The 13,104-nt window shown below is 62.9% G+C and carries 12 protein-coding genes; 5 read left to right on the top strand and 7 right to left on the bottom strand.

All coding sequences use genetic code 11. The annotated features are described in order from the left end of the window. Positions 1 to 49 precede the first annotated feature (49 nt). The 5 genes from L0U81_RS26360 to L0U81_RS26340 form a co-directional block, all read right to left on the bottom strand. Positions 50 to 895: a glycosyltransferase family 2 protein gene (locus tag L0U81_RS26360; RefSeq protein ID WP_233807486.1), complete on the bottom strand. Its 846-nt coding sequence runs from the start codon at positions 893 to 895 to the stop codon at positions 50 to 52. A 192-nt stretch (positions 896 to 1,087) separates the two neighbouring features. Beyond that, the gene (locus L0U81_RS26355; RefSeq protein WP_233807479.1) at positions 1,088 to 1,864 is read right to left on the bottom strand and encodes a hypothetical protein; all 777 of its coding nucleotides are present in this window, start codon (positions 1,862 to 1,864) and stop codon (positions 1,088 to 1,090) included. 246 nt (positions 1,865 to 2,110) lie between these two features. Then, positions 2,111 to 2,641: a chromate transporter gene (locus tag L0U81_RS26350; protein WP_233807477.1), complete on the bottom strand. Its 531-nt coding sequence runs from the start codon at positions 2,639 to 2,641 to the stop codon at positions 2,111 to 2,113. Continuing rightward, positions 2,638 to 3,207 (bottom strand): chromate transporter, encoded by a 570-nt coding sequence (locus L0U81_RS26345; protein WP_233807475.1) that lies wholly within the window; start codon positions 3,205 to 3,207, stop codon positions 2,638 to 2,640. The genes L0U81_RS26350 and L0U81_RS26345 overlap by 4 nt, the downstream gene beginning before the upstream one ends. A 175-nt stretch (positions 3,208 to 3,382) precedes the next feature. After that, positions 3,383 to 4,126, bottom strand: coding sequence for a TIGR00730 family Rossman fold protein (locus L0U81_RS26340; protein WP_013092994.1), 744 nt, complete (start codon positions 4,124 to 4,126; stop codon positions 3,383 to 3,385). 1 nt (position 4,127) lies between these two features. On the opposite strand from L0U81_RS26340, the gene polA reads away from it, so the two are divergent. The 3 genes from polA to L0U81_RS26325 all read left to right on the top strand — a co-directional run bounded on the left by polA (position 4,128) and on the right by L0U81_RS26325 (position 9,356). Continuing rightward, positions 4,128 to 6,869: a DNA polymerase I gene (gene polA, locus L0U81_RS26335; RefSeq protein WP_233807473.1), complete on the top strand. Its 2,742-nt coding sequence runs from the start codon at positions 4,128 to 4,130 to the stop codon at positions 6,867 to 6,869. A gap of 168 nt (positions 6,870 to 7,037) precedes the next feature. Next, the gene (locus L0U81_RS26330) at positions 7,038 to 8,393 is read left to right on the top strand and encodes an NAD(P)/FAD-dependent oxidoreductase (RefSeq protein ID WP_233807471.1); all 1,356 of its coding nucleotides are present in this window, start codon (positions 7,038 to 7,040) and stop codon (positions 8,391 to 8,393) included. A gap of 90 nt (positions 8,394 to 8,483) precedes the next feature. Next, on the top strand, positions 8,484 to 9,356 hold the full coding sequence (locus L0U81_RS26325) for a dienelactone hydrolase family protein (protein ID WP_233807469.1): 873 nt from the start codon (positions 8,484 to 8,486) through the stop codon (positions 9,354 to 9,356). 93 nt (positions 9,357 to 9,449) lie between these two features. Here L0U81_RS26325 and L0U81_RS26320 read toward each other — a convergent pair whose 3' ends face one another. Continuing rightward, on the bottom strand, positions 9,450 to 10,319 hold the full coding sequence (locus L0U81_RS26320) for a sulfurtransferase (protein WP_233807467.1): 870 nt from the start codon (positions 10,317 to 10,319) through the stop codon (positions 9,450 to 9,452). 152 nt (positions 10,320 to 10,471) lie between these two features. Then, positions 10,472 to 11,578: an aromatic ring-hydroxylating oxygenase subunit alpha gene (locus tag L0U81_RS26315; RefSeq protein WP_233807465.1), complete on the bottom strand. Its 1,107-nt coding sequence runs from the start codon at positions 11,576 to 11,578 to the stop codon at positions 10,472 to 10,474. A 320-nt stretch (positions 11,579 to 11,898) separates the two neighbouring features. Here L0U81_RS26315 and L0U81_RS26310 point away from each other — a divergent pair, with 320 nt between their 5' ends. Together L0U81_RS26310 and L0U81_RS26305 are read left to right on the top strand one after the other, a co-directional pair. After that, a complete protein-coding gene (locus L0U81_RS26310) occupies positions 11,899 to 12,207 on the top strand; it encodes an exodeoxyribonuclease VII small subunit (protein ID WP_233807463.1) in 309 nt (102 codons plus the stop codon). After that, positions 12,204 to 13,085, top strand: coding sequence for a polyprenyl synthetase family protein (locus L0U81_RS26305; RefSeq protein WP_233807461.1), 882 nt, complete (start codon positions 12,204 to 12,206; stop codon positions 13,083 to 13,085). The genes L0U81_RS26310 and L0U81_RS26305 overlap by 4 nt, the downstream gene beginning before the upstream one ends. Positions 13,086 to 13,104: the final 19 nt, after the last annotated feature.

Genomic DNA, 13,104 nt, shown 5'->3' with positions numbered 1-13,104 from the left:
GCCGATCAATGACCCGATAAGCAAAAGGGCCAAAAATCTGCCTGATTCACTACCGCACGAGCAGGGCGCCCACGATCAGCAGGCCAGCAATCACCGCGCCATACGCGGCGTGAATGTAGCGGGCCTGTCGTTGGTAGCGGGCAGTGAACGACGGTGCGAAGTCCTTCATGCGCTTGCCGAAAAGGTTGATCGGGTTGGCTGCGAGCTCCACATACTTGTCACGATTGCGTTCGTAGATGAGCCGCTGCGATTCCTCGATCTTGCCAAGCGCGGCCAGTTCAGTGGAGCGCGAGATTTTCTTGATGCGGTAGAGGTAGAGCGGGGCGTCAACGTACTGAACCTTTGATTCGGGGCTCAGCATCCGCACGTAGAATTCCCAATCCTCATATCCATAGACCATCTCCGACGAATAACCGCCCGCGCTAATAAACGCCTCGCGCCGGTACATGGTCGTATTGACGATCATGTTTTGCCAAAGCAGCTTCTCGTAGCTGTATGTCGGCAATCGCCACACCTTGCGGTTTTCGCCAAAACGTTGTGTCCCAGGATGCACGAGAACGGTGTCGGGCTGTGCCTCAAAGCGCTCAACGGCGAGCCGGAGGAAATCCCGGTGAATCATGTCGTCGCCATCAAGCGGCACGAACAGTTCGCCGCGCGCGCGCGAAAAGCCGAAGTTGCGGGCCGCGGCAACGCCACCGTTTTGCTTCGTGAGGGCGAGGAACCGGGGATCTTTCTCGGTGTAGCGACGAATGATTGCGTCGGAGCCGTCGCTAGAGCCGTCATTCACGATGATGCATTCCCAATCGCTAAAGGACTGGCTCAGGACGGATTCGAGAGCGTCAGCAATGAATTCTTCCTGGTTGTAGCAGGGGACAACTATGGAAACTTTCGGCATGGTCCAGCGGCGGTCGGTGGTGAAATCGTTAAAAAGGACGATGACGCGCCATTGTAAGGGTTGCCGCCGTCACGATGACGGAATGAATCGCGATGCGTCGAGCGGCACGAGCCGAGGAACCTCAACGACGAATGGACGATCTTCCCAGACGACCGCAGCTGCGGAGTTTCGCGGAAGTGGCGTTTCCGTAGCTCAAGCCGACGTACTGATAAACATCCCGCTCATGGTGGCCGTCCCGTCTTGCAGGTTGCTGGCGAGCGAGGTCAGAAACTTCTGCAGATCGGCGGTGCCGGAGGTGCTCGAAGAACCGCCCGACGATCCGAGGGCCGCCAGCAGGTTCTGAAAATCCGTCGACAATGAGCTGTCGCTCGACGATGAGTCGGCCGTGCTTGTATCAGTGGACGCGCCTGACGATGTGGCTGAAGTGAGCGATTGTGCAAGACTCGCGATCGTCGATGCGAAATCGCCGCCGTAGCCCTGCGCCGACGACGGCGGAGCAGGCGGCGGCATCGCGCCTGGCACTACCGAGGAGGTGTCGTCGGTGCCGTCCTCTAAATCGACCGCAATGTCGAGGTCCAATTCAAGGACCGGCATGTCCGTCGTATCGGCAGTGTCCTCTGAAGCGTTCGCACTGTTGGCCGATGTCGCCGCCGCCGAGCCCGAGCCGCCTTGCGCAGCGGTTGCCTGATACAGCGCGCCGAGGAATTGCTGCAGCGCTGCGCTGACCGCGCTTGCCGATGTGGATGCGGTGGCCGACGTCGAATCGGTCGACGACGCGCTCCCCGACGACGTCACGCCGAGCTGCGCCAGTGCGGCCGTGATGGCCGCAAGCAGCTGATTCGTCGACGCCCCGCTGCTGGTCGACGTCGATGACGAGCCATCATCGACCTGCGATTGATTGGCCTGCGAATTGGTCGACCACCAGGCTTCGACGCCCGCGGAATTTCCCGCTAAAGCTGATATAGACATTGATGTGCTCCATAAGATTAGCGAGATCTTTCGCTCAGAGGGTCATCCGGTTCATTGAGCCGTCGCTCGCTATTACGGCTGAATCCCGTTGAATCTAAGGGGAGCATGTGCGCAGTTTGGCTTACCGAAACTTGCTATTTCAGCGGGAAAGATGTGGCAATAACTGGTAGGGAGTTCTCGCTGATTGGCGGGAGGGTAGTTATCCTCATCAATCGGCTTTGTCGATTGCAGGATCGGCGTGCCGGCTCAACCCTGCCCGAACCCGGTCAACCCGATCAGGCTTCCCGCCGCCAGCAGCCACAGCGGATGAATCCGCGTCCTGGTCGCCACCACGGCCGTGAATGCGGTAATCGCCCACGCCATCGCCGTCGGGTTCGACGTGCGCGCGATCAGCGCCGCGCTCGCCGCGACGAGGCCAGCCGTCACCGGCACGAGTCCGAGCTGCGCATAGCGGCGCCACGGGCGGTCCTTGAAGCGGTCCCACGCATGCAGCGCCAGGATCGTCACGAGCGACGACGGCCCGAACTTCGCAATCGACGCAACGAGCATGCCGGCCCAGCCGGCCACATGCCAGCCGATCAGCGTGACGATCATCAGGTTCGGGCCGGGGGCGGCCTGAGCGAGCGCGAACAGTGCGCTGAACTCGCTGGCCGGCATCCAGTGATGCACGTCGACCACCTGCCGCTGCATCTCCGGAAGAATCGTATTGCCGCCGCCGAACGCGAGCAGCGACAGCTGACTGAAAATGGACGCGAGAGAAATGAGCGTGTCGTTCATCGCGCGCTCCATGCAGCAAGATAGATGCTGATCGGCGTGAGCACGAGCATCGTCGGCAGCAGCGGCAATCGCAGCACCGCGATCGCGACGAAGCCGAGCGCGGCGATCAGCGCGGCGAGCGGCTTGTTGCGCAACGGCAGTACGATCTTGACCGCCATCGAGATCAGCAGGCCCGAGGCTGCTGCGGCGAGTCCCGCGAACAGATGTCGCACGTGCGGATCGTTCTGCGTGTGCTCGTACAGCACGCCGAGCCCGATCACCACCAGCGAAGGCCCGGCAATCAAGCCGAGCAAACCGGCAAGTGCGCCGGGCAGGCCGCGAAAGCGCATGCCCATCGCGACTGAAAGATTGATCACATTGCCGCCCGGCAGGAATTGACAAAGGCCGAGCAGGTCGGTGAATTCGTCGCTGGTCAGCCAGCGGCGTTGTTCGACGAGGGCGCGACGTGCGAGCGGCAACGCGCCGCCGAATGAAATGAGGCCGAGGCCGAGAAAGCCGCCGAAGATTTCGCGCAACGTTGGCGCGGGCGCGAGCGCGGATTCGGGAGAGGTGAGTTCGTTGTTCATTTTGCGAGCTTCGAGTCCAGGCTGAGCAGGTTAGCGCCGAACGGCAAGCGTTCGAAACGTTTTTTTGCCAATGCGGTTGACCGTAAGCGCGCTGCAAACTGGCCTGCAAAACGAAAGCGGGCAGCCCGAAGGCTGCCCGCCATATGCGCGATGCCAGGCGCGCAGCGTCAGGCCATCACAGATAGAACATGCGGTCTTCGTCCGACTTGACCGGATGTGCTTCGCCTTCCTCGCGGTCTTCGTAGAACTTGAGCACCGCTTCGAGCACCTGGTCCGGATTGTCGATCACCTGCATCAGGTCGATGTCGGTCGGATTGATCAGACCCATCGGGATCAGCGAGCTCTTGAACCACGCGAGCAGACCCTCCCAGAACTCGGCGCCCACCAGGATGATCGGTACGTGACGCGACTTCTTGGTTTGGATCAGCGTGAGGACCTCGGCGAGTTCGTCGAGTGTGCCGAAGCCTCCGGGCATCACGATCACCGCGTCCGAATTCTTCACGAACGTGACCTTGCGCGTGAAGAAATGGCGGAAGCGCAGCGAGATGTCCTGCCACTGGTTGCCCGATTGCTCGTGCGGCAACTCGATGTTCAGACCGACCGACGGTGCCTTGCCCGCATGCGCGCCCTTGTTGGCCGCTTCCATGATGCCCGGGCCGCCGCCGGAGATCACCGCGAAGCCCGCATCCGACAATTTGCGCGCGATCTGCGTGGCGAGTTTGTAGTACGGCGAGTTCGGTTTCAGGCGCGCCGAACCGTAGATGCTGACCGCCGGGCGAATCTCCGACAGGTACTCGGTCGCCTCGATAAACTCTGCCATAATCGTGAACATCTGCCACGATGCGCGAGCTTTTTTGGCCGTCGCGCGCTCTTGATCTGCGAGTGATCGCAGACTCGGAATCACTTTTCTCTTAGTCATAATGCCTGAAGAACGAAGCCTTGAAGGTAAGACCCTGCTGTTGGTCGACGGTTCGAGTTATCTGTACCGGGCCTACCATGCGATGCCCGATCTGCGCGGTCCCGAGGGTGGCCCGACGGGTGCGCTCTACGGGATGATCAACATGCTGCGACGCATGCGCAAGGAAGTTACAGCAGAGTATAGCGCGTGCGTGTTCGACGCCAAGGGCAAAACATTTCGCGACGACTGGTATCCGGAATACAAGGCGAACCGTCCGTCGATGCCGGAAGATCTTGCCCGTCAGATCGAGCCGATTCACGTCGCGGTGCGTGCGCTCGGCTGGCCCCTGGTAATGATCGAGCGCGTCGAGGCTGATGACGTGATCGGCACGCTGTGCACCGAGGCGGAAAAGCTCGGCATGAACGTGGTCGTGTCGACCGGTGACAAGGACCTCGCGCAACTCGTATCGGACCGCGTGACGCTCGTCAATACGATGACCAACGAAACGCTCGACCGCGACGGCGTAGTCGCGAAGTTCGGCGTGCCGCCGGAGCGCATCATCGATTATCTGTCGCTGATCGGCGATACCGTCGACAACGTGCCGGGCGTCGAGAAATGCGGCCCGAAAACCGCCGTCAAGTGGCTGACGCAATACGATTCGCTTGATGGCATCGTCGCACATGCGGACGAAATCAAAGGTGCGGTAGGAGACAATCTGCGCCGCGCGCTGGACTTTTTGCCGATGGCGCGCAAGCTCGTGACCGTCGAGCGTCATTGCGATCTGAACGGTCATATCGTGTCGATCGAGGAAAGTTTGTCGAGCCGGCCCGAGTCTCGTGAAGAGTTGCGCGATGTGTTCACGCGCCACGGCTTCAAGACGTGGCTGCGCGAAGTCGAAATTGCCGATGTGGTCGAAGGTCCGCAAACCGACGTGCCGCCCGCGTTGTCGGTCGATCACGAACGCCACTACGAGACCGTGCAGACATGGGAGCAGCTCGACGCGTGGCTCGAGCGGATCAACGCGGCCGAGCTGACTTCGTTCGATACCGAGACCACATCGCTCGATCCGATGATCGCGCAGATCGTCGGCTTGTCGCTCTCGGTCGAAGCGGGCCATGCCGCGTATGTGCCGCTCGCGCACCGCGGCCCCGACGCGCCGGTGCAGCTCCCTCGCGACGAAGTGCTCGCGAAGCTCAAGCCCTGGCTTGAAAGCGCGGACCACAAGAAGGTCGGCCAGCATCTGAAGTACGACGAACAGGTGCTCGCGAATTACGGCATCGAAATGCGCGGAGTCGAGCATGACACGCTGCTGGAATCGTATGTGCTCGAATCGCATCGCACCCACGACATGGACAGCCTCGCGCTGCGCCATCTCGGCGTGAAGACGATCAAGTACGAAGAGGTCGCGGGCAAGGGCGCGCAGCAGATCGGTTTCGACGAAGTCGCGCTCGACAAGGCCGCCGAATACGCGGCCGAAGATGCCGATATCACGTTGCAATTGCATCAGGCCTTGTATCCGCAGATCGCCGCGGAGAAGACGCTCGACCACGTCTATCGCGAGATCGAAGTGCCGACTTCGCGCGTGCTGCGCAAGATGGAGCGCACCGGTGTGCTGATCGACGCGGAGAAGCTGCGTCAGCAGAGCAGCGAGATCGCCACGCGTCTGATCGAGCTCGAAGGCAAGGCCTACGAACTGGCCGGCGGCGAATTCAACCTCGGCTCGCCGAAGCAGATCGGTCAGATCTTCTTCGAGAAGCTCGAGCTGCCGGTCATCAAGAAGACGCCGAGCGGCGCGCCGTCCACCGACGAAGAAGTGTTGCAGAAGCTCGCCGAAGACTATCCGCTGCCGAAGATCCTGCTCGAGCATCGCGGCCTGTCGAAGCTGAAGTCCACCTATACCGACAAGCTGCCGCGCATGGTCAATCCGCAAACCGGCCGCGTGCATACCAACTACGCACAGGCCGTCGCCGTGACGGGGCGGCTCGCGTCGAACGATCCGAACCTGCAGAACATTCCGGTGCGTACCGGCGAAGGCCGCCGCATTCGCGAGGCGTTCATCGCGCCGCCGGGTCACAAGCTCGTGTCCGCCGATTATTCGCAGATCGAATTGCGCATCATGGCGCATATCTCCGGCGATGAATCGCTGATGCGCGCGTTCTCGCAGGGCGAGGACATTCACCGCGCGACCGCGTCGGAAATCTTCAACGTGACGCCGCTCGAAGTGTCGAGCGATCAGCGGCGCGTCGCGAAGGTCATCAACTTCGGGCTTATCTACGGCATGAGCGCGTTCGGTCTTGCATCGAACCTCGGCATTACGCGCGATGCGGCGAAGATGTATATCGACCGCTACTTCGCGCGTTATCCGGGTGTCGCGCGCTATATGGACGAGACGCGTTTGAGCGCGAAGGCGAAGGGCTATGTCGAAACCGTGTTCGGCCGCCGTCTGTGGCTGCCCGAGATCAACGGCGGCAACGGACCGCGCCGCCAGGCCGCCGAGCGTGCCGCGATCAACGCGCCGATGCAGGGCACCGCGGCCGACCTGATCAAGATGTCGATGATCGCCGTGCAGAACTGGATCGAAGACTCGAAGATCGGCACGCGCATGATCATGCAGGTGCACGACGAACTGATTCTCGAAGTACCCGACGCTGAGTTGTCCGAAGTCCGCAAGCGCCTGCCCGAACTGATGTGCGGCGTCGCCGCGCTGAAGGTGCCGCTCGTCGCCGAGGTCGGCGCGGGCCTGAACTGGGAGGAGGCGCATTGACATGCCTGTGACATGAGCACGATCGGCGCACGATAACGTCGTGCGCATGTCACACATGAGTTTTGACGACTTGTGACTTCCCGTGCGGGTCGAGGACAATCGGTGCAGGACGGCGCGTTCATGCGCAGCGTCGCGACAGATAATTCATCGGCTACACGGAGAAGTGCAATGCATCGATTTATCGTCGTTGGCGGAGGTGCGGGAGGACTGGAACTGGCGACTCGCCTTGGCGATCGCTACGGCGCCGGCAAGAAGGGGCGCAGCGCGCAGGCTCAGATCACGCTGGTCGACCGCTATCCGACGCATATCTGGAAGCCGCTGCTGCATGAGGTGGCGGCGGGCAGCATGGACCCGTTCACCCAGGAGCTCGCATATGCGGCGCAGGCGCGCTGGCACGGCTTCGAATTCCAGCAGGGCGAGCTGACCGCGCTCGATCGCGCGAACCGGCGCATTACGCTTGGCATCGTGCTCGACGACGACGGCGCCGAACTACTGCCCGAACGCGAGCTTCAGTACGACACGCTGGTCATTGCGATCGGCAGTACCACGGCCTTCTTCGGCGTCAAGGGAGCGGCCGAATTCTCCATTGCACTCGATACCGTCGGCCAGGCCGAGCGTTTCCGCAAGCGCCTGATCGCGGCGTGCATACGTGCCGAGCATCAGGTGCACGAGCCGGTCGAGTCGAGACCGGGACCGGGCACGTGGTCATCCAGCGAGCCACGCATTCAGGTGGCGATTGTCGGCGGCGGCGCGACGGGGGTCGAGTTGTCGGCGGAGTTGCGCAACACTGCGCAAGTGTTGTCCGCGTATGGCTTGCACAAGCTCGATCCGAAGCACGACGTCGGCATTGTGTTGATCGAGGCGGGGCCGCGCATTCTCCCCGCGTTGCAGGAGCGCGTCTCCACGGCCACCGCTGAACTGCTGACCAAGCTCGGAGTGAAGCTGATGATCGGCGAGACCGTGGCCGAGGTCGCGCCCGGCTACATCCGCACCGCGAGCGGTCACACCGTGCGCGCCGATCTGACCGTGTGGGCGGCCGGCATCAAGGCGCCGGCGGTGCTGTCTCAGCTCGACGGACTGCCGGTCAACCGGCTTGGCCAGCTCGTCGTGCGCCGCACGCTGCAAACCGAAATCGACGACAACATCTTCGCGCTCGGCGACTGCGCCGCCTGCGAGTGGCCGGGCAACGAGCGCAACGTGCCGCCGCGCGCGCAGGCCGCGCACCAGCAGGCGAGCTTTCTGTTGAAGGCACTGGCGGCGCGCCTCGACAACAGGCCGCTTCCGGAGTTCACCTATCGCGACTTCGGCTCGCTCGTCTCGCTCGGGCACTTCAGCGCGGTCGGCAATCTGATGGGCGGGGTGATCGGCGGCAATATGTTGATCGAAGGGCTCTTTGCACGCTTCATGTACATGTCGCTGTACAGGCTGCATATCGCGGCGCTGCATGGCTATCCGCGCATGGTGCTTGATACCTTCGCGCATTGGTTGCACCGTACAACCCTGCCGCGCGTCAAGCTCCACTGACGCGCGCCTGCGCGCGTGTCAGTTGAATTCGCAACGGGATTTGCGTATGGCGTATCCTGTTGCCTCTAATAATTCTTCGAGGAGCGCCGCATGCTGAAACCTGAAGTCGACAGCCTGGTCCCACACGTTCCCTTCAATCGGCGCACCTTCATCAAGGCCGCGCTGGGTACCGGCTTCGCGGCGGCAGTGCTGCCCGTCTCGGCGCAAACCATTCATACCGACAGCGACGGCCTCGATGCAGGAGAAGTGGCGTTTCATTCGGAAGGTACGCTGATACCGGCCTATCGTGCGCAGCCGAAGGGCAAGACGCATCTGCCGGTGATCCTCGTCGTGCATGAGGCCTTCGGTGTCCACGAGCATATCGCCGACGTCTGCCGGCGCTTCGCGAAGCTCGGCTATCTGGCTATCGCGCCGAACCTGTACGAGCGCGAGGGCGATCCGACCGTCTATCCGAGCATCCAGCAACTCAGCGAGCAGCTGATCAGCAAGGTGCCCGACGAGCAGGCGCTGGCTGACCTCGACGCGGCCGCCGCGTGGGCCGGCGAAAACGGCGGTGACCTGAACCGGCTCGGCGTGAACGGCTTTTGTTGGGGCGGGCGCATTGCATGGCTGTATGCCGAGCACAATCCGCGCGTGAAGACGGCCGTTGCCTGGTACGGTCGCGTGACTGGCGCGAAGAATGCGATGACACCGGCCAATCCGATCGATCTCGTGGCTGACCTTCATGCGCCGGTGCTCGGCCTGTATGGGCGCCAGGATCAAAGCATTCCGCAGGACACGCTCGAGCAGATGAAGCAGGCGATCGCGCAAGGGCCGCAAGCAGGACGGGGCTCACAGTTCGTCGTGTATGACGACGCTGGTCATGCGTTTTTCGCCGATTACCGTCCGAGCTACAGGAAGGCCGATGCCGAGGATGGTTGGCGTCGCACGCTCGTGTGGTTCAAGCAACACGGTGTGGCTTGAAGCGCGCCCAACGATAAATCCGAAAAAAAAGCCGTTGCCGCTTCGAGGCGGCAACGGCCTTTTTGTCTGGTTAGGACTTGGCGCGACTCGCGCTCAAGGTTTTGCCCCCGTCGCCACTGGCCGTTTCGGATCAGAACTCCATTCGCTCCACGACCCTGCGTACAACGCCGAGCCGTGCAGGCCGGCAACCTCCATCGCGAGCGAATTCACGCAGGCGGTCACGCCCGAACCGCATTGCAGCACCACATGTTCCGGCGGCGTGTCGCCGAGCAGCGCGTGAAATTCCTCGCGTAGTGTGTGCGCCGGCTTGAAGCGGCCGTCGGCTGTCAGGTTGTCCTTGAAGAAGCGGTTCAGCGCGCCCGGGATATGGCCGCCGACGCGATCGAGCGTCTCGTTTTCGCCGCGATAGCGATCGGCCGCGCGTGCGTCGACGACGACCCTCTCCTTCGAGCCGAGGTTGCGCTCGACCGTCTGGACATCGACAGTCACGGCGAGCGGCGCGGCTGCCTTGAAGTCGCCGGTGTTCTGCGCGGGCACGTCCTGCGTGAGCGGTTGGCCGGCCGCTTCCCACGCCTGCAAGCCGCCGTCGAGCAGCGCGACCGCGTCGTGTCCGAGCCAGCGCAACAGCCACCAGACGCGCGCCGCGTACATACCGCCTTGCGCGTCGTACGCGACGACCTGTTGGCCTTGCTTCAGCCCACGCGACTCGAGCGTTTCGACGAGCCGCGCGCGATCGGGCAGCGGATGCCGGCCGTTCGAGCCGTTCTTCGGCCCGGACAGGTCGCGATCGAGATGCAGATAGTGCGCGCCCGGCAGATGGCCGGCCAGCCAGGCTTTTTCACCCGCTTCGGTATCGGCGAGGTCGAACCGGCAGTCGATCACGAACACGCTGCCCGGCGCGGCCGTGAGCCGCTCGGCGAGATTGGTCGCGGAGATCAGGGTGGTGTAATGAGTGTGGGGCATGAGCGTCTCCTCGATACGGGCGATGGCGGCTGCGGGCCGCGCCATTCACGCGGCTGGCGCAAGGCCGGTCTATGTCGGTAGTCTAAACAAAAAAAGACGGGTCGAAGCCCGTCTTTCCTTGAGTCGATCGAGGAGGCGCCAGGCGGCGCGGATCAGATCGTGCCGAGTTCGCGCCGCAGAAACTCGTGGAAGTGCTGCATGCCGTCTTCCATCGGGCTCTGGTACGGACCGACCTGCGATTCGCCGCGCTCCATCAGCGCGAGGCGGCCGGCGTCCATGCGCTCGGCGATCTCGTCGTCTTCGCGTGCCGTCTCCATATAGGCGGCGCGCTCGGCTTCGACGAACTCACGTTCGAACAGCGCGATTTCCTCGGGGTAATAGAACTCCACCACGTTGGTGGTCTTCTGCGGACCGCGCGGAATCAACCACGACACGACCAGCACGTGCGGGTACCACTCGATCATGATGCCCGGGTAGTACACCATCCAGATCGCGCCGAACTCGGGCGGGTTGCCGTCGCGAAAGCGCAGCACTTCGTCGTGCCACTTGCGGTACGTCGGGCTGCCCGGTTGCTCGAGCGCTTTGTGCACGCCGACCGTTTGCACGCTGTACCAGTCGCCGAACTCCCACGTCAGATCGTCGCAATTGACGAAGCTGCCGAGCCCCGGATGGAACGGCGCGACGTGATAGTCCTCCAGATAGACCTCGATGAAGGTCTTCCAGTTGTAGTTGCACTCGTGGACTTCGACGTGATCGAACATAAAGCCCGAGAAGTCGAAGTGGTGCTTGGTGCCTAGGCGTGCGAGATCTTTCGCGACGTTGCGTCCCTGCGCCTCGAACAGCAGCCCTTGCCAGTTCTGCAGCGGCGTGGCGCCGAGATTCAGGCACGGGTTGTCGGCGAAATGGGGCGCGCCGAGCAGCTCGCCCTTCAGGTTGTACGTCCAGCGATGCAGCGGGCAGACGATATTCTGCGTCTGGCCGCGGCCGTTGAGCATGATGGCTTGCCGGTGGCGGCACACGTTCGACAGCAGCTCGACTTGCGACTGCTGGTTACGGACGAGCACCCGCCCCTCGCGTTCGCTGGGCAAGGCAAAATAATCCCCCGCTTCGGGCACCATCAGATCGTGGCCGATGTAGCGAGGACCTTTCTTGAAAAGGGTGTCGATTTCGCGCGTAAGAAGCGCTTCGTCAAAGTAAGCCGTGACTGGCAGCTGGCTGTGGACAGACCGCAACTGCAATGCATTGCTCAGATTGGACATTCCCACTCCCGATGAAGACGTGAAAGCAGTGAACAACCCAACCATCGAAGATTCGATTTAGGGAGCCCGCGATTATACCCGTTTCCCCGTGACAGGGGCAGTTAAGTCCCTGATTTGGGTTAAAAATGTCAAGAAAGTTCGGCATTTTCGCCGCAGACCGCGAGCTTTTTTTCTGCGAGACTTCAGGGTCGAAGCGGGGCAAAGGCGGGCATGAGACAGGCTCGAAGCGAGGCGGCAAGGCAGGGCGCAGGCGGCCGAGCGGATCGAAGATGTCGCTTTTGCCGTAGAATGTCCGACTTGTTTTAATTTTGCGACTATTCATGGCGAAGACCGCATCGAAAGATTCAGCCGCCGCGTCAGCCGAAAGCGGCGATCGAGCGCCGCTGCCGGAGAACTACGAGGCAGCGCAGGCGGAGCTGGAAGAGCTCGTTGCGCGCATGGAAGGCGGTAGCCTGAGCCTCGAGGAATCGCTGGCAGCGTACCGCCGCGGGGCGGCGCTTGTCGCGTTCTGTCAACAGCAGCTCGAAAAGGTCGAGCAACAGGTGCGGGTGCTGGACGGCGAGACACTCAAGCCGCTGCCCGTGAATAGCGCAGGCACAGCCGCGACTGAGAGCGGGGACGACCTATGACCTTCGAACAATGGACGCGCTCGGTGCTCGAACGCGTCGAAATGGCTCTGGAACACTATCTACCGGCCGAGACAACCGAACCCGCCGGACTGCACGAGGCGATGCGCTATGCGGTGCTCGGTGGCGGCAAGCGGGTGCGACCGCTCCTGTGCCACGCGGCTGGCGAGCTGACCGGCGCGCGCGCCGAATGCCTCGATGCGGCGGCGGCGGCGCTGGAAATGATCCACGTGTACTCGCTCGTGCACGACGACATGCCGTGCATGGACGACGACGCGCTGCGCCGCGGCAAGCCGACGGTCCACGTCAAGTATGACGAAGCGACTGCGCTTCTGGTGGGCGACGCGCTGCAGTCGCAGGCATTCGTGGTGCTCACGTCCGACGTGCTGGGCGTGCCGCAGCAGGCCTCGCTAGTGCGTGAACTCGCGCTCGCGAGCGGCTCGATCGGCATGTGCGGGGGCCAGGCCATCGATCTGTCGAGCGTCGGCCACACGCTGACGCGCCCGCAACTCGAGACCATGCATCGCATGAAGACCGGTGCGCTGCTGCGCGCGGCCGTGCGCATGGGTGCACTGGCCGGCGAGGCTCCGGACGCGCAGGCTCTGGCTTCGCTCGACGCCTACGCCGCCGCGGTTGGTCTCGCGTTTCAGGTCGTCGACGACATTCTCGACGTCACGACCGACTCGGCAACGCTCGGCAAGACCGCCGGCAAGGACGCGAAGGACGGCAAGCCGACCTACGTGTCGATTATCGGGCTCGACGCGTCGCGCGCGCTCGCGGCGCAACTGCGCGGCGACGCGCACGCCGCGCTTGCGCCGTTCGGCGCGCGCGCGCAGCGCCTTGCCGAACTGGCCGATCTGGTGGTGAACCGGGTCAGCTGAACGCGAAAGCCCGCCGCCG

It is taken from the genome of Paraburkholderia sp. HP33-1 (genome assembly GCF_021390595.1).
Classification (GTDB): domain Bacteria; phylum Pseudomonadota; class Gammaproteobacteria; order Burkholderiales; family Burkholderiaceae; genus Paraburkholderia.
This window is presented reverse-complemented; position numbering and strand designations above follow the sequence as displayed.